The sequence below is a fragment of the Paenibacillus wuxiensis genome (assembly GCF_040195695.1).
Lineage (GTDB): Bacteria > Bacillota > Bacilli > Paenibacillales > Paenibacillaceae > Paenibacillus_B > Paenibacillus_B suaedae.
Map to the genome: position 1 here is coordinate 40498 of NZ_JBEFZI010000012.1, position 22639 is coordinate 63136.

The 22639-nt window shown below is 43.4% G+C and carries 22 protein-coding genes; 16 read left to right on the plus strand and 6 right to left on the minus strand.

The genetic code is table 11. The annotated features are described in order from the left end of the window. Positions 1-24: 24 nt before the first annotated feature. Positions 25-2511: a non-ribosomal peptide synthetase gene (locus ABN764_RS24370; RefSeq protein WP_446673359.1), complete on the plus strand. Its 2487-nt coding sequence runs from the start codon at positions 25-27 to the stop codon at positions 2509-2511. A 358-nt stretch (positions 2512-2869) separates the two neighbouring features. Here ABN764_RS24370 and ABN764_RS24375 read toward each other — a convergent pair whose 3' ends face one another. Both ABN764_RS24375 and ABN764_RS24380 read right to left on the minus strand, forming a co-directional pair. Further along, the gene (locus ABN764_RS24375; RefSeq protein ID WP_394358381.1) at positions 2870-2965 is read right to left on the minus strand and encodes an IS3 family transposase; all 96 of its coding nucleotides are present in this window, start codon (positions 2963-2965) and stop codon (positions 2870-2872) included. Between the two features lie 379 nt (positions 2966-3344). Further along, the gene (locus ABN764_RS24380) at positions 3345-3716 is read right to left on the minus strand and encodes a transposase (protein ID WP_446673432.1); all 372 of its coding nucleotides are present in this window, start codon (positions 3714-3716) and stop codon (positions 3345-3347) included. On the opposite strand from ABN764_RS24380, the gene ABN764_RS24385 reads away from it, so the two are divergent. From ABN764_RS24385 to ABN764_RS24400, 4 genes are all read left to right on the plus strand, one after another. After that, a complete protein-coding gene (locus ABN764_RS24385) occupies positions 3612-3950 on the plus strand; it encodes a GNAT family N-acetyltransferase (RefSeq protein WP_268626165.1) in 339 nt (112 codons plus the stop codon). The two genes, ABN764_RS24380 and ABN764_RS24385, sit on opposite strands and share 105 nt — an antisense overlap. Positions 3951-4085: 135 nt before the next feature. Then, complete coding sequence (locus tag ABN764_RS24390) at positions 4086-4958, plus strand: phosphotransferase family protein (RefSeq protein ID WP_446673360.1); 873 nt, start codon at positions 4086-4088, stop codon at positions 4956-4958. A 29-nt stretch (positions 4959-4987) separates the two neighbouring features. Further along, positions 4988-5494, plus strand: a complete 507-nt coding sequence (locus ABN764_RS24395) for a DUF2569 domain-containing protein (protein WP_174808722.1) — start codon at positions 4988-4990, stop codon at positions 5492-5494. Positions 5495-5981: 487 nt separating this feature from the next. Then, positions 5982-6191 (plus strand): hypothetical protein, encoded by a 210-nt coding sequence (locus tag ABN764_RS24400; protein WP_446673361.1) that lies wholly within the window; start codon positions 5982-5984, stop codon positions 6189-6191. 264 nt (positions 6192-6455) lie between these two features. Here the strand turns inward: ABN764_RS24400 and ABN764_RS24405 are convergent, their stop codons facing one another. Then, on the minus strand, positions 6456-6707 hold the full coding sequence (locus ABN764_RS24405; RefSeq protein WP_174808724.1) for a hypothetical protein: 252 nt from the start codon (positions 6705-6707) through the stop codon (positions 6456-6458). Positions 6708-7027: 320 nt separating this feature from the next. Here ABN764_RS24405 and poxB point away from each other — a divergent pair, with 320 nt between their 5' ends. The 3 genes from poxB (at position 7028) to ABN764_RS24420 (ending at position 11857) form a co-directional block, all read left to right on the plus strand. Further along, a complete protein-coding gene (gene poxB, locus ABN764_RS24410; RefSeq protein ID WP_446673362.1) occupies positions 7028-8749 on the plus strand; it encodes a ubiquinone-dependent pyruvate dehydrogenase in 1722 nt (573 codons plus the stop codon). A 592-nt stretch (positions 8750-9341) separates the two neighbouring features. After that, positions 9342-10532: an amino acid deaminase/aldolase gene (locus tag ABN764_RS24415; protein ID WP_446673363.1), complete on the plus strand. Its 1191-nt coding sequence runs from the start codon at positions 9342-9344 to the stop codon at positions 10530-10532. Then, on the plus strand, positions 10520-11857 hold the full coding sequence (locus tag ABN764_RS24420) for a D-arabinono-1,4-lactone oxidase (RefSeq protein ID WP_446673364.1): 1338 nt from the start codon (positions 10520-10522) through the stop codon (positions 11855-11857). Before ABN764_RS24415 ends, ABN764_RS24420 begins: the two co-directional genes overlap by 13 nt. A gap of 159 nt (positions 11858-12016) precedes the next feature. Here the strand turns inward: ABN764_RS24420 and ABN764_RS24425 are convergent, their stop codons facing one another. After that, positions 12017-12739: a LytR/AlgR family response regulator transcription factor gene (locus ABN764_RS24425; protein WP_021255799.1), complete on the minus strand. Its 723-nt coding sequence runs from the start codon at positions 12737-12739 to the stop codon at positions 12017-12019. A gap of 36 nt (positions 12740-12775) precedes the next feature. Between ABN764_RS24425 and ABN764_RS24430 the strand changes: the two genes are divergently transcribed. The 8 genes from ABN764_RS24430 to ABN764_RS24465 all read left to right on the plus strand — a co-directional run bounded on the left by ABN764_RS24430 (position 12776) and on the right by ABN764_RS24465 (position 20864). Beyond that, positions 12776-13027 carry a hypothetical protein gene (locus tag ABN764_RS24430; protein WP_446673365.1) on the plus strand — a complete coding sequence of 84 codons (252 nt, stop codon included), beginning with the start codon at positions 12776-12778 and terminating at the stop codon, positions 13025-13027. 195 nt (positions 13028-13222) lie between these two features. Continuing rightward, a complete protein-coding gene (locus ABN764_RS24435; RefSeq protein WP_174809185.1) occupies positions 13223-13348 on the plus strand; it encodes a lasso RiPP family leader peptide-containing protein in 126 nt (41 codons plus the stop codon). Between the two features lie 105 nt (positions 13349-13453). Continuing rightward, on the plus strand, positions 13454-15268 hold the full coding sequence (locus ABN764_RS24440) for an asparagine synthase-related protein (protein WP_446673366.1): 1815 nt from the start codon (positions 13454-13456) through the stop codon (positions 15266-15268). A gap of 33 nt (positions 15269-15301) precedes the next feature. Continuing rightward, on the plus strand, positions 15302-15550 hold the full coding sequence (locus ABN764_RS24445; protein ID WP_021255802.1) for a PqqD family protein: 249 nt from the start codon (positions 15302-15304) through the stop codon (positions 15548-15550). Next, the gene (locus tag ABN764_RS24450; protein WP_315745058.1) at positions 15550-15996 is read left to right on the plus strand and encodes a lasso peptide biosynthesis B2 protein; all 447 of its coding nucleotides are present in this window, start codon (positions 15550-15552) and stop codon (positions 15994-15996) included. Before ABN764_RS24445 ends, ABN764_RS24450 begins: the two co-directional genes overlap by 1 nt. Then, complete coding sequence (locus ABN764_RS24455; protein WP_446673367.1) at positions 15974-17818, plus strand: ABC transporter ATP-binding protein; 1845 nt, start codon at positions 15974-15976, stop codon at positions 17816-17818. The genes ABN764_RS24450 and ABN764_RS24455 overlap by 23 nt, the downstream gene beginning before the upstream one ends. A gap of 333 nt (positions 17819-18151) precedes the next feature. Then, a complete protein-coding gene (locus ABN764_RS24460) occupies positions 18152-18301 on the plus strand; it encodes a hypothetical protein (protein WP_446673368.1) in 150 nt (49 codons plus the stop codon). A gap of 277 nt (positions 18302-18578) precedes the next feature. Further along, positions 18579-20864 (plus strand): ATP-dependent DNA helicase, encoded by a 2286-nt coding sequence (locus ABN764_RS24465; RefSeq protein WP_446673369.1) that lies wholly within the window; start codon positions 18579-18581, stop codon positions 20862-20864. Positions 20865-20987: 123 nt separating this feature from the next. Here ABN764_RS24465 and ABN764_RS24470 read toward each other — a convergent pair whose 3' ends face one another. Together ABN764_RS24470 and ABN764_RS24475 are read right to left on the minus strand one after the other, a co-directional pair. Then, positions 20988-21848, minus strand: a complete 861-nt coding sequence (locus ABN764_RS24470; RefSeq protein ID WP_446673370.1) for a MurR/RpiR family transcriptional regulator — start codon at positions 21846-21848, stop codon at positions 20988-20990. A gap of 67 nt (positions 21849-21915) precedes the next feature. Then, positions 21916-22626, minus strand: a complete 711-nt coding sequence (locus ABN764_RS24475) for a hypothetical protein (RefSeq protein WP_446673371.1) — start codon at positions 22624-22626, stop codon at positions 21916-21918. Between the last annotated feature and the right edge of the window lie 13 nt (positions 22627-22639).

Here is a 22639-nt window from a genome sequence, read left to right on the forward strand (position 1 = left end):
CGCCGCTCAGAGAGGGGAAGCATTATGTTATTATCCGAAAAGGAAAGAACAAGTCAGCTTCAATTTTGGCATAGCTATTATTCAGATGAACTTCCAGTTGCTACGGTAATACCTGACTATACTAATATGGATTTGGCAGAGCATATGACCATGGAGACTGTAGATTATACTGCAGAGGACGCTATATTTAAGCAATTGGGTCAATATTGCAAAGAGTCGGATTTTTTATGGTATTGCTTTTTGCTGGCAACGCTGAACGTTTGTCTGTATAAATACACTGGCGAAAGGGATCGACTGGTCGGCTCGCCGATGCAAGGGAACTCCGGGCAATCTGGCAGACTTCTGCCGATCCATCTTGCTATCGACCCGGCCTGCAGCTTTAAAGAATATGTGCTGAAGCTCAGGGAACAACTGGCTGCAGTCTATTCCCACCAGCAGTTGGCACCGAATCGGATGAAGCGGCTCCATGTGGTGGCTGCAATGGAAGGGCTTCACAGCGAGATAGAGGATGTTTCAGATCCGGCCTATATTCGCATACTGTTCAATCGTCAGAATGATCGGCTGCACATTAAGTTTGATTATTCACCCAAACGGTATAAAGAATCTACGATTCGCAACTTGTCCGTGCATTATAATGAACTGTTGCAAACAACCATTTTTAACATGGATAGGGCGATTTGTGAATTGTCCATTTGTTCGCTAACTGAACTGGAAAAGATTAAGCACGATTTCAATCCGGTTATCCCCGACAGCAGACCGGCAACAACGCTTGCCAGACAGTTTGAGCAACAGGTGTTCTTGCAGCCTGATCGAATTGCATTGGTTCATAACGGCAGGAAGTTGACTTATAATGAGCTGAATAAACAAGCAAACCGGCTTGCAAATATGCTGCGAACAGAGTGGAATATTCAGCATAATGAATTTGTGGCAGTGCGCATGGGCCAGGGCATCGAATATATCATATCTATCCTAGCAATATTGAAAGCGGGAAGCGCCTATCTGCCGATCGATATGGAATATCCGGATGAACGTATTCATTTTATTCTGGAAGATAGCCAGGCTCGGTTTATGCTTGTACAGCATGTAGATGATATTCCGCAAGGACACATGGTTTCAACGCTTCTCGTAACAGAAAGCCTGAGCCGGGAACTTCCGATGGTCAATCTCGATGTGCCGACAAAAGCGGAAGATCTGGCATATTTGCTGTATACATCTGGCACTACAGGCCAACCAAAAGGTGTATTGATCGAACAGCAAAATGTTCTTAATCTGGTACAAGATCCTCATTATCTATCCATGGATTGCCAGACGGTAATGTTGCAGGCAACATCAATAGTATTTGATTTGTCGACATTAGAAATATGGGGCACCCTGTTAAACGGCGGCACACTGGTTATTGTTGATAAAGCTACCCTGCTGGAGCCAAAACGGTTGAAAGAAACGATTCGAGAACAACAGGTTAATTCAATGCTCATTACAACAGCGCTATTTCACCATCTCGCGAGTCATCACTCTGATATTTTTTCCGGTATTGGCCAACTGTTGACGGGGGGAGAAGTGTTATCGTCCGTTTTAACCAATCGTATATTAGAATCATACCCGGATTTACGGTTGGTCAACGCCTACGGACCTACGGAATGCACGGTATTAACAACATATTATGATATTCGCTCGGCTGAAAGCACCAGTATTTCCATCGGAAAGCCGATCTCGGGAACCAATGTGTCGATTTTAGGTGTGGATGATCAGATTCAACCTATTGGTGTACCCGGGGAATTATGTATTAGTGGTGTCGGCGTAGGCAGAGGTTATCTGAATCAGCCGGAACTGACGGCGGATCGCTATGTGCGGATACCTGGCCGAACAGCTCAAATCATGTACAGAACAGGAGATTTAGCCTATTGGCGCGAAGATGGAACTATCGAATTTATGGGACGCAAGGATCGGCAGTTAAAACTGCGGGGATACCGGATCGAATTGGGTGAAATTGAGAATATATTATTAAAACATGATCAAGTACTTGAAGCAGTGGTCGTTCCTATTAAAAATACTTCTGACGAGTTGTCGCTGTGTGCTTATATTGTGCCTGAAATCTGTACTGATGAACTGGAAAGCCAACTGATACTGCATTTACGGAAATCGCTTCCGGACTATATGATTCCAGCTGATTGTATTATTATTGAGAGGATTCCGTTAAAAACTAACGGAAAAGTAGACACTGACCGGCTACCGGTTCCCGATAGGCAACAATTACGCGGGCAGCAAACTATAATCCTTCCACAAACCCCAGAGGAACAAAAAGTTGCAGCGATCTGGACCGAAATACTGGGCATACAGCAGATTAGCGTGCATCATAACTTTTTTGAATTGGGCGGTCATTCGTTAAAATTAATTATACTAGCTGAAGAGTTGCAGCATGCCGGCTATTCTATCAATACTATGGATTTGTATAAGTATCCGACAATAGCAAGCTTTTTGCAGTTTCAGCATAAAAGTGGTCAAGAAGGATAGAAGCTCGACCAGGAAGCGGTTAATTGGAATTATCTATACCATATGTTTGCTCAAAGCAATATAGTACGATATCCAACGTGGTTTTTTACTATATATCTAGTTTACAGAGCTATTATTGCCCCTAATCGATGTTCTGTACTTACTTCGTTTATAAGTATACGATCTTAACATGTGAAATGTTTCCGTAAAAAGGGGGCTTTCGCCCCCCCCTCTTAAATGTCAACTATCATCTAGAGCGAATAGGTTTATCAAAATTGATCATTGTCCCTTTCTAGTAATTGGCTTTTGAGTTTACACAAAACCATTTTACAGAACTCTATTCTGGACATACCCCTGTCAAGTAGACAGATGAAAAAAGCTAAGCTGCTAGCGCGCACTGATACTCAATCGGTGCGCGTTGTTTCAATTTGGCTTGAAAGCGGTGGTAGTTATAATGATAAATGTAATCTTCCACCGCTTGCTGACTGAGGGCTTCTCCTTTACTGGATTTGGATACCGCTTTTTAAAGTAATCCACCTGCACTTTCAGGTAATCTCGTTCTTCTTCAACGCTTCCAAACGACGTCCGAGTACGCCCTTTCAGTGGATTTGGCCCGTTGCCTTTCCGCTCATCGAATGACTCCCCATTTTGCCATTTCTTCACCCAACCTTCAATTGTGTACAATTACGAACTCCTTCTCGTTTGGCTACTACCTTGTAACTTTCACAGCCCTCCAAGTAGCGCTCCAGCCTCCATGATAACATGACGGTTTTTATTGAGTGTCGTACTTGAAGGGGAGCGGCTTTTATAAATCTCAGCGATTTGTTCAGCGGAGATTGTTCTTAGATCCGTAACTACCCGAATTTCATGTCCATGACCATCTTGAAGCATGACGACTCTATGACGCTCTTTGGATCGACATGGGGGTGTTCCCAGTTAACAAGTGATATCCTTGGTAACTGGAGACTCGTTTGTTTTCTGTCGACTCGACGTAAAGAATGTGGAGATACGGTCTGTACGTTCTCTTTCAATCGAATGACAAAGGATTGACCTTCCGTTTTATATCGATCAAATCGTTCGATTTTTCCGTACGCGCGATCTTGCACGAGAATATATGACGAATGCGCAAGTTCCTCGCCAACAGGCCCGTCATGGCAGGAGCCAACTTTCTCTATCACGTTCTGTGGCTGACTACTGGCAGCGTGGAAGGCAACGTGCAGCTTGATCCCAGCTCGTTCTTCGTGATACGGTGCCCAACGGTGACCGTAGTTGAATCGATAAGCAACAATCATAAAGTTTATTTGACGGTAGATGCTGATAATCCTGGTGTGATTATTCGAAGTTATGAAAAGTCAGGTTTCAAGAAGGATGGTATACTAAGAGACGAAGTCTATAAAAATGGTCAATATGTCGATCGTATAATAATGAGTATTTTGAAGCATGAATATGTAAAGCTTTAGTGGTGATTCAGGAAGGCAAGTAAGTCATATAACATTGAGCTATCTGAGATTGAGGAGTTTCGTGAATACTAGAACGTTATAGGAAATCAGCCACAACACAAGAAAGCAAAACATTTATAATGAAGGAGCTTGTAAATGATCTCTACCTACATTCGACGCATTCAAGAAGTGTACCCCAATTTACATATTCAAGATGTTAAACAAAATGAGATCGGACAGAATAATGACGTATTTATTCTTAATCAATCTCTCGTCTTTAGGTTTCCTAAGTACAAGCAAGGATTAGAAAAATTAAAGCAAGAAACGGAGTTATTGGAATCTATCAGTAAAACTGTAGCGATGCCGATTCCCTATCCAGCCTATAAATCTTTTGATGAGATGGAGGTAGGTAGGGCTTTCATGGGCTACAAGCTAATTGAGGGTTCTCCTTTTTGGAAGGAAGAACTGAGTAATATCAAAAGTCAAAACCTTACGAATGCAATTGCCTCACAACTTGTTACTTTTCTAATTGAACTTCACTCTTTGGATATACCGAAAGCTTTTGTTTCTCAAAAACAACATGAAAGTGTGCATAGAACTATAGAACATCTATATGTAAGAATTAAAGAGAAACTCTTTCCTTTTATGCGAGTAGATGCACAAGAAAAAGTAGCAGAGAACTTTAATGGATTTTTGAATAATACATATAATCAGAATTTGGAGCAAACCTTTATCCATGGAGACTTTGGAGCAAGTAATATCTTATGGGATCCAAAAGTGAACAGGATTTCAGGAGTTATTGACTTCGGAGGTTCCGGACTTGGGGATCCAGCATATGATTTTGCGGGAATTCTCTCCAGTTATGGAGAAGAGTTTTTTGAAGTATGCACGAATTTATACCCATATGGAAAACAAATTTCAGAACGAGTTCATTTTTATAGAAGTACCTTTGCTTTTGAGGAAGCTCTACATGGGATAGATCATAATGACCAAGAAGCTTTTGAAAATGGAATTAAAGAATTTAGATAGAACAACTGAGATAAGAGGGAGTTTTCTCAATGGAGACAAATGTTCAAGAACAGAAATATGACCATCTGCCATTAGGTGTATCTGGGCTAGGGGGGTGGTTGATTCTCGTACAAATCGGTCTTTACTTAACGATGATTCTATTAACGGTGCAACTATTCCAGCATTCATTACCTGCATTCAGATCCGATACATGGGAAGTACTAACGTCATCAACATCACAATATTACCATCCTTTATGGGAACCTGTACTTATTTTCGAGGCGATATATAATGTGCTATTTTTATTCTTCTGTATATTTATACTTATTAATTTTTATAGAAAGAAGTCCACATTACCTCGGCTAATGATAATTTTTTATAGTGTTAGTTTAATCATTGGGGTGATTGATTATCTATTAGTAATTCAAATTCCCTTAGCGAGTGAACTGGAAGATGGAAGCTCATTAAGGGATATAGTGAAATCTGTAATAACATGTGCAATTTGGATTCCCTATTTTATGAAATCAGAACGTGTACATAATACTTTTATTAAGTGAATCGATGAGCCTATATAACCGTCCTGAGGGAGCTGATTCCCGAGTTCTTGAGCGACTTCCAATTTCATCTTCTCATAAGGACGGATTCCTTTCCCAGCCGTGCTATTTCAGTTGTTGAGCTTCTTCGACCTTCAGCTCTCGGAAAAATAGGAGCCAATTGGGTAATTAACTATACCTGGCCAGCTGCAGAGGAATATATTGTGGGTATCCTGTATCAAGGGCGTTTTGTTGGCTCACCGTCCCCGGATTGCCTCGAAACATGCATAAAGATTGGAATGGCTTGTCGGGCGTTATGTGGCATCGCCGTCCCTTGGTTAGCTGCATGCTTCGCCGCTGAAGCTGCTGTCGCGCAATCTGCTAATCTTGTCTATGACGAAAGAAACTTATGAAGAAATCTGCCAGCTGCACTGTGGCATCAATCAAGCTGAGCGTGCATCGAGAGTACGGTGATCGGAAAGGAAGTTCGAATCAAAAGGAGGAACTCTAAATGAGAGCGACGGCCCCTGCTCCAGCTTGCAATAGCTGCACGTTAGCGATCAATGGAGCAATTCGGGATTTGAAAGCAGCGAAGCGATTTGTTGCGCATAGGAAATTTGAGCGTGCTGAAGATGCGTTGGCTAACAGCCTCTCAGACATCGCTCAAGCAATTCGAGCAATTAACCGCTTTGAGAAGCGAAAACGTGAAAAATTAAGATAGGATTGTGGATGGATGGCCAGTTACTGATTGTATCGGCAGCTGGCTTTCTAGCTCAATAAGGTGTATGTTCTAAAAAGAAAGGGCCATCCGGCAAAGGATGGCCTTTAAACATGCCGTTACCGACAGCGTGGGAATCGTACCATAAGTGAAGCGAAATATTTGACCTTTACTGCTTAGGACATGGAAATACGCCCCAAGGGAGAGGGGCTCTACTGAATGGGAGGATTATTTTTAATAAGGGTGAGATTATCAATACCTTCCTTTTTAATGGCGTTCTATACGATTAATATTACGAATTGCCTTGGCAATGTCTGGGAGGCTGTTAGCTAGAGCAGTTTCAGCCCGTTCCAATCTCCCACGAGAAAGAAATCGCTTTGCTGCTCGTAGATCCTTTATCGCGCCATTAATTGCGGTCTGGGCATACTGTGAACAGTCTAAACAAAACGGTGGTCTGCGCTGCGAAATAATCGCACTAGCTTTGCGTGTTTTAGCGGTTTTACGGTTATTAGAATACATAGTATAACCTCCTTTTTCCGGCAATATATGCTAGTCTAACTTCACTTGCCAAGGTTCGTATCACAGTAAGTGAAAATAAACGCTTAAAATCATTGAGTTGCATATGCAGTTCTTTTTTCTATAGTACTAACGGGAGCATTCCTATATTAAGTGAATGTAATGACCGAAATTTGACTACATAATCTTATGATTGAAGCCCAACAAACCCGAGATGTGGATTGTCGGGCTTTCTTCTTGGTTCAGGCTTAAATCGTTGTGAAATCAAGAATAGGGTGCTCTCATTATGGCAATATAATAAAAACAGATAAGGAGAGATTCCCTTGAGAAGAACGATAGCGGATTCCATCGTGGAATCCCTTCTGAACTCTGGCGTGAAGCGAATTTACGGCATTATCGGCGACTCGCTCAATGCCTTGCTTGATGCGATCCGTCGTTCTGGAGAAATAGAATGGATCCATGTCCGCCATGAAGAGGTTGCAGCGTTCGCAGCGGGCGCGGATGCCACCCTCAGCGGAGGAATCGCCGTATGTGCGGGTAGCAGCGGGCCAGGTAATTTGCATCTCATTAACGGATTGTACGATTGCCATCGAAACCGGGTACCAGTACTTGCGATTGCCGCTCATATTCCGAGCAGTGAAATCGGCAGCGGCTTCTTTCAAGAGACCCGTCCGGACATGTTGTTTCAGGAATGCAGCTTCTTTTGTGAAGTCGTAACCGGACCGAAGCAAATGCCCCGAGCGGTTACGATGGCGATGCAAACCGCGACGGCAAGGTCGGGAGTGTCTGTCTTAGTTCTTCCAGGAGATGTAGCTGCTTTCGAATATGACGAAAGCCCCGTTCCAGAACGAGTCATCCATTCCACCCGGCCGATTGTCTGCCCTTCTACAGACGAATTGAAGACGCTTGCCGACTACTTAAACAAAGGCAAGAGGATCACCTTGCTGTGCGGTGCCGGCTGCGCGGGAGCTCATGCTTCGCTCATGAAGCTGTGCGAGAAGCTGCAATCCCCGATGGTTATAGCGCTGCGAGGAAAAGAATATCTGGAATACGACAATCCGTATTCCGTCGGATTAACCGGCCTCATTGGTTATTCTTCCGGCTACCATGCCATAATGGAATGCGATGTCTTACTCATGCTGGGTACCGATTTTCCATACCGGCAATTTTATCCGCAGGAAGCGAGCATCCTTCAGGTTGATTTGGATTCCTCCCGACTAGGCCGGCGAACGACACTCGCATACGGGGTGTGCGGAGACGTGAAGACGACGGTCGAAATGCTGCTACCCCTGTTAGAGGAACCGCACTCCCCTGATCATCTGCAGCACTTTGCGGCAGATTATGCCAAAGTCCGCGAGGAGCTGGACAAACTTGCAGATCCCGGCCGAGCGCCTATTCATCCGCAATTCCTCATGAAGGTAATCAGCGATCTCGCAGATGAGGATGCCGTTTTGACTTGTGATGTTGGGACGCCGACTGTGTGGGCAGCCCGATACTTGAGGATGAATGGAAAAAGAAGGCTTATTGGCTCATTTAACCACGGGACAATGGCGAACGCCATGCCGCAGGCAATTGGGGCGCAGGTTGCACAGCCGGGACGCCAGGTCGTATCACTGTCGGGGGACGGGGGACTCACCATGCTGCTCGGAGATCTATTGACCCTTCGTCAGCATAAGCTCCCGATCAAGATTGTTGTCTTTAATAATGGTGCGCTTGGATTCGTGGAATTGGAAATGAAAGCAGCCGGCTTTTTAGAATTCGGAACAGAACTCGACAATCCAAACTTTGCGGTAATGGCTCAAGCTATGGGAATCGAAGGAATCCGGGTTGAGGATCCGAACGACTTGGAAAGCGCCGTTCGCCGAGCGTTCGAACACAGCGGTCCGGTAGTGCTGGACGTCGTCGTCAATCGTCAGGAGCTGGCTATGCCGCCGAAGATCAACTTCGAGCAGGCACGAGGATTTACGATGTGGATGCTGAAAGCCGTTTTGAACGGGCAAGGCAACGAAATCATCGAACTGGCGAAAACCAATCTCCTTCGGTAATAAATAGGAGCACTTTGAAGTGGTGACTGCACACATTATCTTGGTCGTATGGCTAAGTAATCATTATTGTTGATGAATATCAAAATGAAGATCGCCTTTGCAACTATTTAAAACCACATACTAACTATTGTCGGGTGAGAAGAACATATATGCTTAAAAGTCGCTTAGTTGCGGCTTTTTTTATTTTCACGATAAATGTTCTTGCCAAAAACCAATGACAAGAACATTTATTGTTTTACGTAAATGAAGACGGTTTTCAATTTCACATTTTCGCTTGGGTCAAAACTGAACTTATAGTAATAACTTCAGGGGGGCAGGGAACTATGCCTTGAAAAATGATGCAGACTGAGTAATGGGGTTAAGAAAAGGGTAGTATAATCCAACGTGTTCTTTAATCCATAAAAAGGGAGCCCATTATGTGTTCATTTTATATGATGTAGAAAAATTCAGACCCAGCCTAAGATACGAGCTATCTAAGGCTGGGTCTTTTCGTATAAGAAATGGCCTTAGAATCTAGAAATAATAAATTCAAAGGATCTTAAATAATAATATAAGAAATCGTGTATCTTCCAGACAAAGGAGGTCGAGTAGAGTGCGTGATTATCGTTACTATAAAGAAGTCTGCACGGGGCTTCCGATGCCCTTTGCCTTCGTTGATCTGGATCTGTTGCAGCAGAATATTCAGAGCGTTCTTCATAGGGCGAATGGAAAAAAAGTCCGCATTGCGAGCAAATCGATCCGCTCTGTTGATGTGCTTCGGCGCATTCTACAGGCAAATGCGCAGTTTCAAGGGATCATGTGCTTCACGGTGCCCGAAGCACTCTATCTTGCGCAGCAAGGATTCACCGACTTGCTGCTAGGCTATCCTGCGACGGACGCACGACTGTTCAAGTCCGTCGCCATGCATCAGCGTGAAGGGCGCAGCATTACGCTGATGGTCGACTGCGAGACGCATGTCGAGCAGGCGGAAGCGGCAGCCGCCAAATATGGTGTGAGGCTGCCGCTCTGTGTGGACATCGATATGTCGATCGATGTCCCTGGGCTGCACTTCGGCGTATGGCGCTCGCCAATACGCTCTACAGCTGCGGCGCTCAGCCTCATCGAGCGCATCGCGCAGTCGAAGCACGTCGTTCTCGACGGGCTCATGGGCTACGAAGCGCAGGTCGCAGGCTTAGGCGACCGCGTGCCTGGGCAGGCGCTGAAGAACGTGATCGTGCGGCTGCTCAAGCGCCGCTCAATCCGTGAAGCCGCTGCCAGGCGGGCCGAGCTGGTCGCAGCGATCGAGCGCATGGGCATTCCACCGCTGCGGTTCGTGAATGCAGGCGGCACGGGCAGCTTGCATACAAGTAGCGTGGAGCCGGCCGTCACCGAGGTTACAGCCGGCTCGGGGTTCTATTCGCCCGGTCTGTTCGATCACTACAGGGACTTCACCTTGCTGCCCGCCGCAGGGTATGCGATCGAGCTCGTGCGTCAGCCGCGCGGCGATCTCTACACTTGCTTGGGCGGCGGATACACGGCTTCGGGTGCTGCAGGCAGCGACAAACTGCCGCGTCCATACCTGCCGCAAGGTACGGCACTTCTTACGATGGAAGGGGCAGGCGAAGTGCAGACACCGATCCGCTACAACGGGCTAGAAGAGCTGAAACTCGGCGATCCGATCTTCATGCGTCATAGCAAAGCAGGAGAGTTATGTGAGCGATTCGCACATCTCTACTACATTTCGAACGGCAGTATCGTTGGCAAGACAACGACATATCGGGGGGACGGACTATGCTTTCTGTAAATTTGAAGGAGCGCAATACGAAAGTATGGCGCAATTGGTCAGGACTCGTGCGCGGATTGCCAAGAAGCATTGTATATCCGGCCAGCATAGAAGAGGTGGTCGGGATTGTTAAAGAATGTGCCGCCGAAGGACGGAAGCTGCGTGTCGTCGGATCCGGACATTCATTTACCCGACTCGTCCAGACCGATGATGTATTGGTCTCCTTGGATCAATTGCAGGGTGTAATTGCTGTTGATTCGGAGCAGGGGATTGCCGAGGTGTGGGGTGGAACAAAATTGGATCGACTCGGGAAAGAATTGCATGCCTATGGGGTCGCGCAAGAGAATCTGGGCGATATTAATGCGCAATCCATTGCAGGAGCGATCAGTACAGGAACACATGGGACAGGGGAGCGGCTCGGGAGCCTCGCAACGCAAGCGGTAGGTCTGACGGTAGTGACAGCGGCAGGGGAAATCCTCGAATGCTCAGCCCAGCAGGATGAAGAACTTTTTCGGGTGATGCAGGTGTCACTTGGGATGTTCGGGATTATCGTTAAGGTGAAGCTTCGTGTTGTACCTTCGTACGCTCTCCGCTATACAAGCAGCAAAATGCCATTCTCCCAATGCCTTGAACAGCTTGATCTATTCAAAAAGGAAAACCGTCATTTCGAATTTTTTTGGTTTCCTTATACGGATATCGCTCAAGTAAAACTGACCAATATGACGGATGAGGTTCCCGGAACGCCAAGCCGCTGGACTTACTGGAAAGTCATGCTGCTGGAGAATGCGCTATTCTGGTTATTGTCGGAGTGCTGTCGTTTCATTCCGCGCCTTTGCAAGCCAATAAGCCGATTATCAGCAACAAGCGTACCGGATGTGCAGGAAGTGGGGCATAGTCACCTTATTTTCGCGACGCCGCGGCTGGTTCGATTTAATGAAATGGAGTACAGCGTCCCCGCAGACCGCATGCGAACTGTGCTTGAGGAAATACGCGATGCAGTAGACCGGCACCAATTTGCTGTTCATTTTCCAATCGAATGCCGTTATGTTCAGGGAGACGATATATGGCTCAGTCCGGCGAATGGACGTGATTCTGGCTATATCGCTGTACATATGTACCGTGGGATGGAGTATGCCGACTATTTTGCCAAAGTAGAGGAGATCTGCAGACGGAATGGCGGGAGACCGCACTGGGGCAAGATGCACACGATGCGCGCTGATCAGCTACATACGGTATATCCGAAGTGGGATGCATTTCTTCGCCTTCGCAAAGAGCTTGATCCTTCGGGCATATTCTTGAACCCTTACTTGGCAGAAATGCTGCAACAGAGCGAGCAGGCGCAATAGCTGACAGTAATGTAACGAGTCCTTGATGATTCACACAAACAAAGCCCCGAACCCGGTAAGGATTCGAGGCTTGGAACATGATTCATGAGCAAATCACACCCGCAACGACTAAGCGCATCGCGTCCGACCACGTTGTGGCGTTCAAAAGGTCTCTTTAATTTAGGCTTTTAAAGGACATTCTCTTAGCTTCATCAAAATTTGTTTTCTGGCACTATCTATAAATTTACGACTAATTGGTATTTCAACAGTTTGCTTATCATTTAAATTGGAGACAACACAATTATTTCTAATTTGTTTTACATATCTAACATTAACAATAAACGAGGTGTGGACTTGCACAAAATTATGATTAACTTTGGATAAAAGGGCTCTTGTTTGAAGAAGCGTTTCATATGTATCAGAGGGAGTGTGAATAAGTACGCTCCTTTTATTTTTTTCAAAGTAAATAATTTCACTAAAAGAAAGACTGTAAAAAACTTTATTAAATGTAAACATAAATTTTGAATCATCTAAATCTAAATATTTTATAGCGCGATTCAAGGCAGGATATAGTTTGTCTTTCGTTGCTGGTTTTAAAATGTAATCAAAAGTGTTAACCTTAAAAGCCTTTTCCATATATTCTTTGAAACGTGTAATAAAGATAATTGGACAAGTATAATTATTCTTTCTAATGATCTCGGCAATCTCTATTCCTGATACATTAGGAAACTCAATATCTAAAATAAACAAATCATATCTATTTCTTTTAAGTAATTCAATTAAACGAAACGGATTATAAAATATATCAATTTCAAATAAAGAGGAGTCATATTCTAACATTAAATCTTCGATATCTTTTGCAAAAACAGGGACATCATCGCAAATAGCAACTTTTATTGCCATCGTTTCACTCCTTTGATAATGGTAAGTGTAGCTTTGATGCACCATCATGTCATAAATAACAATTTGAGCGAACAGCGTCAACGTTACTATAAAAAATGTAAAAAAGAGACTGGGAAGTATGTACAGGCAAGTCGAAATTCACTCACTGATATTGCTAAGGAGCTTAACATTCCTATTGGCTTTTTAAAAATGGTAGGGCAATGCCGGCAATTTAAAGATGAGGCTTTTGTTGGTAGCGGTAACTTACGACCTCAGAATCAAGCACAAAAGGAATTGAAAAAAGGATAAAAGATCCTTTTTTCTATAACCAATTATTATACTAGAATTGAAATGATGTCAATTATTACATTTAACTTGCAGTTTATTACACAAAAGAAAAATTGAGTGGAAAATAGATTACTATCTAAAACAAATAGGATATTAATTTCTATTTGGAATGTAATGTGGGTGATGTGAGCATATAGGTAAAGGGGGTGGAATTCAATGACAAACGTTGTTTACTCTAAACCAACAATTGAGAAAATTGCTAGTTTTAAAGAGTCTACTAAAGGGATTTGGTTTGGTAGATACAGAGATGTTCTTGGTGGTCGTGCTTTAACTAGAATATAATCGACAATTAATTAAGAGAGAAAAGTGGTCATTGGACAATTTTGAGATGTCCAGTGGCCACTTTTTGTGAAAAATTGATTGTTTTAGAGGCTCGTATGATAAATTTTGTTCAAAATATTAGGGATTGCGAGAGGGGAGACTGTTATTAGTATTCAGTTAAAAGAAAAGTTAACAAAATTAAGTTCTGATAAAGTACCATTCCAAGTACATATAAAAACAGCTTCGGCAAGCATTTTGCTTATTTCTCAACATAAGTATGTTAAGCATTCTATAGGCGACCTAGAGATATATTGTATACCATGTGAATATCCAAAAGTTTCAGACCAGATACAGGGAACTATGAATTTTGAGATTACAAAATTAGCGGGAACTTTTCAAAAGATTGTTTCTAAAGGGATCTTTGTTCTAGTTGATAATCACGAAGTTATTGTAGGAGGAGCATTATTTGATGTTTCTCTATCATGGAAAATGTTAAATGGTATTTTAATTATTAGTGATTCGGCTAGTGATATTGCGCGATATTGTGATTTACATATATCCAAATCAGCAGTTGCATTGAACTTAATAAGTAGTCTACCCTATTACCCTTTTCAAAATATGCCTTTATGGGAAGGCGTGAATAAAATCCACCCATTTTGCGTTTTGAGATATGGGAAAAAGAAACAGTTTGAAGAATTCAAAGTTTGGATGCCGCCAGAACTAAGTAATGATGTAGAATTGACGCTGCAAAATATAAGAGAGCAGTTTTTTGAATTACTAAGGAATCATACTAGCAGCTATGCTAATATATCTGCTGACCTCTCTGGAGGTGTTGATTCAGCCGCAATTGCATATACTTTAAAAGCTCAAAGTGCAGACATTAAGCTATATCATGCAAAAACAGATAGTAAATGGAATAGTGATTCTAAGTACGCCGCTATGTTTGCAAATGATATGAATGAACCGCTACATTCATTGCCATCAATCGGTGTGTCTGGTCGGAGATATGAAACAGACATGCCATACTCAGGATTAACTCTTCCGGATTCCCCAGTATTTTGGGCAGATACAGAGGGCTATGTTGAAAAAATAGTTAATTTAAATGAGAACTATGGAGATTCAGTTCATTTCATAGGTGTGGGTGGTGATGAATTGTTTACACCTATGCCAGCATATGCGTGGTCCATTGTAAGGCAGAACAGAATGCGTGGTTTATCGTTTGGCTTCCAATATTGTTTACTTACGAGAACATCATTCCTAAAAAATGTATCCAATCTTATGAACAATACATCATTTAAAGAAGCACTGAAAACGGAAATAGATATTGGATTTGGCTACGCTAAATCCCGAAGGAAAGAGTCTGATGTGGATTGGTCTGGGAAAATTGCGATTCCTGCATGGCTTGCAAAAGAATATCATGCTCCGTGTTATCAGATTGCTATGAAAACTGTAAATGAAATTTCTGGAGGTCTTGATTCTGACCGTTCTAAACATCAAGCACTAGAGTCATTGCTGTTTCAAAGGCGTGTACTAAGCCAACTTAATGCTATTTATGGAAATAGATTCACTTGGCTAGCTCCGTTTTTAGATCCAAAGATTATTGAGTCTGCATTATCTATACCAATGCGGTATCACATAAAATCTGGGATGACTAAACCCATGTTGTATCAAGCTACAAAAGGAATTGTTCCCCGTGAAGTATTTACTCGAGGCTTTAAAGGAGATTATTCAACATTTTTATACCAAGGATATAAGGAATCTGTAAAAAAAAATATTCATACAGTTAGAGATTTTAAAGTTGTTGAGCTAGGAATTGTTGACCCTGACATACTAGTCTCTGAATTATCTATGCCAACTGCTTTACACAATCGAATAGAAGCCTTTGAAAGACTATCTGCTGTTGAGCGATGGCTTCATAATGCAATGAGTTGTCCGTCATAATGTGGAAATATTATTTCAGAAAGGGGAAATTTTATGAAAAAGATAAAAAGAGAACTTAAAATAATTGAACAAGATACTGGGGCAATGATATTTGACAAAAGTAGAGGAATTTATTTTCAAGTAAATCACGTTGGAAAACTTTTAATTCAAGGATTAGATGAAGGAAAAACTAGGAATGAATTAGTGGCTGAATTAGAAAAGACTTTTGGTTTAGAGAGTGCTATTGCAGAAAATGATGTTAATGAATTTCTTTCAATGCTTAGAGAGGTGGGACTAGCATAATGGATATACCGCTTTTTCCAGAACAGCCAGGACAAGTATCAAATGGGGCAAGATGGCATGCTAGGCTAGCTATACTTCTATCAGCACCTCTGAATTGGCTCCCTCCAAGTATGATAGAAAAGATATTTTCTCGTCTAACGAGAAGTTATCCATCGGCTTCTAAGGAACAAGTTCAGGTTATTCGTGATGCAGTATGTACCGTAAGTAAGAGATGTCGAAGTCAAGAGGGTTGTCTGAGACGTTCACTTGCGGTTGTAGTAGCAACGTGGTTAAAACGAAGATCTGTTAGTTGGTGTACCGGATACGCCCTAGAGCCATTTAGGGCACATGCATGGGTTGAATTAAACGGTATTCCAGTTGGAGAGCCGGATGAAATAAGTTTATATTCCAAAGTTATAAGTGTACCTAATTTTGGTGAGGAAATTGCAGAAAAATATGGAGAATAATAATCCCAAACCTAAAGAACTTGAACAAGATGAGCGATATGAACCGATTCCAAGAGCTAGTTTACGACAATTGTTTGCTTTAACTACAGGACATAAATTAGAATTCTTCTTGGTATTAATGCTTGGTATTTCAAGTGCAATTTTAACACTTATTCAACCAAACTTAGTGGCAGATTTAGTAAAGCAATCAAGCTCAGGATTTACAGTCAATAGTACTTTAATACTTCTTATTTTGGTTTTAGCCGTTTCTATGATTTTAACTACTATACAATATTATTTGTTACAGAAAATAGGCGAAGGTGTTGTTTTTGAAGCACGAAGCAATCTGATTAGCCATTTGTTAAGACTCCCAATTTTTGAGTATGACAAAAGAAGTGTAGGGGATTTGCTTAGTAGAGTGAGCGGTGATTCTTCGAGACTAAGAATGGCTCTTATTCAAGGGACAGTTGCATTAACTAGTGGATCTTTTATTGTAGTTGGTGCAGCAATAGGTCTAGCTTTAAAAGATATCCTTTTATTCTTAACAGCTTTAGTAACCGTATGTCTGGCATTTATCGGAATCGTTTTTATGAGTAATATTATACAAAAGGCAAGTTTTCGTGTTCAACAAGAACTCGGAAAACTTAGTGGACTTGTTGAACGTGATTTACATGCGATTAGAACCATTCGTTCTACAAATTCTACTTCAATAGAGGAAGATAAAGCTAAGCTACAGGCAGAGCATTTACGAAAGTTAGGAATACGTTTAGCAAAAATACAGTCATTTATGATGCCAATTTCAAATATGAGTTTACAAGTATGTGGTCTGATTGTCCTTGGTTTTGGCGGGTATCGTGTTTCTATGGGATATATGACGATTGCAGATTTAATTGCTTTTGCTTTACTACTATTTATTATGATTGGACCAGTGGGGCAAATTTTTGGTGCTTTTTCTGGAATAGGAGAATCACTTGGAGCTTTTGCAAGAATTAAAGAATTATTAGATCTTGCTTTAGAAACTGATAATGATACAAATCCTGCAATAACATTTTCACTCAATTCTTCTGCACAAAAAGGGATGGTACTTTTTGAAAAAGTTAGTTTTGGATATAACAAATTAGAGTTTAGAGCAGATATTGCTCAAAAAGAAGAGGAAATGATACTTAAAGAAGTTACTTTACGTGCAGAATATGGGAAGCGCACAGCTATTGTCGGGCCTTCTGGTGCAGGGAAAAGTACTATTTTACAATTAATAGAAAGATTTTATGATCCTATCAGCGGGCATATTTATGTAGACGGAAAGGATTATCGAAGCTATTCTCGTGAAGAGCTTCGGAAACGTATCACTTATGTTGAACAAAATGCACCTGTTGTAGCCGGGACTTTACGAGATAATCTCCTTTTAGGAAATTCTAATGTATCTGATCAAGAATGTTACGATGTTTTAAAAGAGGTAAACCTTAGCTATTTGATAGAACGTTCTTCTGAAAAACTAGACATGAAAATTGGAGAATCTGGTACTACTTTATCTGGTGGAGAACGCCAGCGGTTAGCTATGGCTCGCTCTCTTTTATCAAAGGCAAAGATTGTTCTTCTTGATGAATTGACATCCAATTTAGATAGTTTAAATGAAATTGGGTTGAAAAAAGCTATTGACAAGATGAGAGAGTCTAAAACTGTCATTGTTGTAGCACATCGTCTCTCGACAATAGTTGATTCAGATATAATCTATGTTCTTGAACATGGAAGAATTGTTGGTTCAGGTAATCATAACGAGTTACTGGATAAAGTACCATTATATAGAGAATTAGCTAAAGAACAATTTCTTGACAAGGCCATTTAAATAAAAGATAAGAGCTATCTAAGGCTGGTCGTTTTGTGAGCACAACAACGTTATAGGAAATCCCCCAAAATAAGTCCGTCGAACCCAGTCGCGTCCGTCTGAACAACGCTTAAATTCTTTGATGAAATGAACTTTCGATGACTGACTCTTGGAGCTGGAACCAAGCGGTAATCAAGCACCGTCGAATACCAAAACTATGCTTTAGACGTGCTGCTCGCATGAACAGCGCATAGGGTGAAGCTGCTCATCACATAATACTAGTTGAGGAAACAGTGATTTTCTCAAACCGCTCAGATAATTGCCAGTTTTCATGCCATGAGGAGGTGTAATGTGATGAGCAAGAAGAATGATGCAAAGCATAGCTCCAAGCAAGTAAAAAAGAAATTAGGTGTTCCAAATCTTGATACGGAATTTGGGGCAGAAACAGGCGCTGGTGCAGATGCAAAAGCCTCTAAGGGAATGTCTCAAAAGGCGAAGCAATAGACTGTTGGAATTATGCTTGCCTTGAAAAATTCCTGGCACACTATATATTTTCATGTAACAGTACTGACTAAGTCGTTTGGGCCCCCTCTTTAATGAAAATCGGACTTCGTGATTAACGAGTTGACAGCGTCCTTGCGTTCATAATGAATGCAAGGGCGCTGTTGTTTTTGTGAAGAAAGGATATGTTGAAAGAGGTTCATTAAAAGTAAGGAGATCTAGCAGTTTTATGGTATACTATGGAACAAATGTTCTATAGCGAAAGTCAGCGGGTGAAGCGATGAAGGATCAAGTGAAAATTGCGGTGAGGCCTTTGGTTGAGTACGTGTACCGCAGCGGGGACTTGGATAGCGGGTTCAGGACGGGAACGGCCCTGACGGAGGGGACTAAAGCGCATCAGCAGGTGCAGCGAACTTACGGTGAGGCAGATCAGAAAGAAGTATATTTATCGGCAGAGATTCCTTGCGGAGATCTGTTGTTTGTTATAGACGGGCGCTGCGATGGGTTGCTGGTAGAAGAAGACGGATCCGTCGTCATCGATGAGATTAAGTCGACTTCTGGTGAGATCCCACAGAGACTGGAGGATACCTATCCGGTTCATTGGGCTCAAGCTAAATGCTATGCCTATATGTACGCCAGAGAGTATGAACCTGCTCGAATGAAAATCCAATTGACCTACGTACAAGTCGCAAAGGGCGAACAAAGACGGTTTCAGCAGGAAGTAGTTTTTGCAGATTTGGAGTTATTTGTACGGGATGTGGTGGAGAATTACGCTCCTTATGCGCGGATGCTTCGCGATCACCGGATCTCACGGGACAGAAGCATCAGCGGGCTGGATTTCCCTTTCAGTAATTATCGGGCTGGACAGCGTAAATTAGCGGGAGCGGTCTATAAAGTGATCGAAGAGGGAGTGAAATTATTTGCCAAAGCTCCCACAGGGATCGGAAAGACGATTTCAACAACGTTTCCTGCAGTAAAGGCAATGGGGACGGGACAGCTTGAGCAGTTTTTCTATTTGACTGCCAAGACGACTACCCGTACTGCAGCGGAGGAGACGTTCGCCCTGATGCAGTCGCAAGGATTGCAGATGCATACCGTAACCATCACGGCCAAGGAGAAAATTTGTTTTCAAGATCAGGTGAGCTGCCGCAAGGAAGATTGTCCATTCGCGGACGGTTACTATGATCGGATTAATGAGGCGGTACTTGATATATTGACTAATGAGTTGCTTATTACCCGGCAAATCATTGAGCAATATGCACGCAAGCACCGAGTTTGTCCATTCGAATTTTCGCTTGATCTCGCTTATGCGGCGGATGCGGTGATCTGCGACTATAATTATATTTTCGACCCTAGAATTTCTTTGAAAAGAATGTTCGCCGAGCGGAAGAGCCGGACGGCGCTTCTGATTGACGAGGCGCATAATCTGGTGGATCGGGCGCGAGAGATGTATTCGGCTACATTGAATAAAGGGGATTTTCTCAGCTTGCAGCGGGAATATAAAGAGTTTAACGCTGAGGTGTACAAGGCGGCCAAGGCAGTGAATGCCTTCTTTATACAACTGCGCAAGGAATCGGACGGAAACGCACAAATTACGCAGGAAGTTCCTGTACAACTGGTTGATCGGGCCGAGGCATTTATCCTCGCAGCAGAAGAGGAGCTTGGCTCCCGTCAGGATACAGAGCAGTCGCAGTTGTTGCTGCAGGTTTATTTTGCGACCCAGAATTTTGTGAGGATCAGCAAGCTGTACGACGAAAGATATGTAACCTATGCCGAGATTTCTTCGAGAGAAGTATCCATGAAGCTGTTCTGTCTCGATCCTTCTCATTTGCTGCGGGAAATGGGCAAGGGCTTCCGCTCGCATATTTTCTTCTCGGCTACCCTTACGCCAATGTCCTATTTCCGGGACATGCTGGGGGCAAGTCCAGAGGAGGATTATACATTACCGCTGCCGTCTCCTTTCTTCCGCGAGCAGCTCGCGGTTCAGATCGAGCCGTTGTCGACGCGTTATCACGATCGCGAGGGAACCAAGCTTAGGCTGGTGAGACGCTTGGGGCAGATGATTACCGACCGTCCCGGAAACTATTTATTCTTTTTTCCTTCCTATGCTTATATGAATCTCGTCTATGAAGCTTTTGCTGCTGCTCATGCAGAAGATGCAAACTTGCGGCTGTTGCTACAGCGGGGGGATATGGCGGAGGAGGAGCGGGGAAGTTTCCTGTCAGCCTTCGATGCTGGAAATGAAGGGACATTGATCGGTTTTGCGGTAATGGGCGGTGTTTTCTCCGAGGGGATCGATCTAGTGGGAGACCGCTTGACCGGAGTTGCCATCGTTGGTGTAGGACTGCCGCAGATCGGCCTGGAGCGTGATATCATCCGCGACTACTTCAACGCGCAGGGCAAGAACGGTTTTGACTATGCCTACGTATATCCAGGTATGAACAAGGTACTGCAGGCCGGCGGACGGCTGATCCGTACAGAGAAGGATCAGGGGGAATTACTGCTGATCGATGACCGTTATCTGCACCCGCATTATGCGGCATTGATGCCGGATGAGTGGAAGTGAGCGGTAACGGGGGAACTTTCACATAAATATGGATTTGACCAAGAAGGTTTTTGCCTGCAAGTGTGGTCATGAAAAAAGCGCCCCTTCCGTGATGGAAAGAACGCTTTAGGAACTTTGTAATGTTCATAAATAATAGTTGGTCATCGCCTGATCGCTGGCCAGAACGGCCTCACTGTCAAGCTTCTTCTTCAGGTAAGCCCTGTCCGATGAAATGAAGATGCTCATGATCAAATCGACGACGAACAGGAACGTGATGTGGTTGGACATGAGAGCGCTGTTATTGACCGATATCTTATCCGGCACGATGATGTTCAAGTCCGCATTCTCCGTAATGGGTGACGAATCGTAACAGGTGATCGCAACCGTCTTGACCTGGTGCACTTGTGCGATCGCAACCGTCTCCACGATTTCCTTCGTCGAGCCGGAGCGGGAGAATGCCACAACAGCGTCCTCTTTGCTGCATTGTGCGGCGGCGATTTTCATGGCGCGGCTGTCATTGATCGCTTCGGCCATGATGCCGATGATGGACAAGCGATTCTTCAAGGCGATAGCGGCCAGATAAGAATCGAACATGCCGATAATATAGATGCGCCGTGCTCCCTTCAGAATGTCTACCACTTGGCGGAGCTGTTCCTCGGTGACAAGCGCTGATGTATTGACAATCAGTTCATTATAATCGAGTGCAAGCGCATCGATCGGATTGATTTCTCGTCTCTCTTTTTTCTTAGCCTGCATATCCCGATAGAAGGCGTCTTGGGCGAAGGCGATTTTGAAGTCGTTGAAGCCCTTGAATCCGACTTTTTTACAGAAGCGGTTGATACTTGTCTCCGATACGCCGATTTCATTGGCAATGGCCGTAATCGTGTTGCGCGTAATAAAATCCGGATTGTGTATGACGAAATTGGCGATCTGATTCTCACCATATGTTAATTTTTGCGATTGGGATACGATTTTGGCGATAACGGCCGGAACCTGTGAAGACATGATACCTCCTCCTGATCTAACGCTGGAAATGACTACTCCGGTGCGTGTCTGGCAATAGCTTTTCCCATTATATCATACTGAGTGAGGTATTGAGAGTTCGCCCTATCCATAATTTGCAAGTTTCGATCTGTTCCATAAAATCTCCCTTCGCAAGCTGTTGCTCCCCGATTAAATAGGCATAGTCCAGCAAATTGGGGAGGAAGGGAAGTCCCAGCAGCTCTTTGCAGAAGGCATGCGCAGCAAGCTCACAGCACTGCACTACGCTTGATTTCCTCGTATATGGCCCTAACTTAAAAACTTCAATCCGCTCAAGTTTTTCATTCGTAAAAATCTTCTCCCGATACTCCAGCCAGTGATAGAACTCATGAGCCAGATGAATATCGACTAGAAGGTCGAGATCCGCTGCGCTGCCACATAACCTTTCGCCTAGGATCTTTTGGCATACCGTCCGCATTCCCTTGAGCGAGGAGGTGTACAGAATAATTTCCGGCGTTGTCTTGGAGAAATCGATCTGTGCGCGGAAGGAGACGTTATGAAATTTGCCAGAAGCCTCCGTGATCTCATAACGAAGTCCGGCATCCCTGCACATGCCGCGAATGCCGAGGCCTTTGTATGTCGCAGCCGCCAAGCGTCCGGCCTGAAGTGACTCACGAACGTAATACGGAATCTTCTCTGGCGGTATTTTATGAAACAATGGATCCTGGCGCAGCTCCATACAACCTAAGACTTCATCGGTCAGACCGGACAGTGAGTTCGGCAAAAGGGGTTGAACCGGCATTCGGACGCCTCCT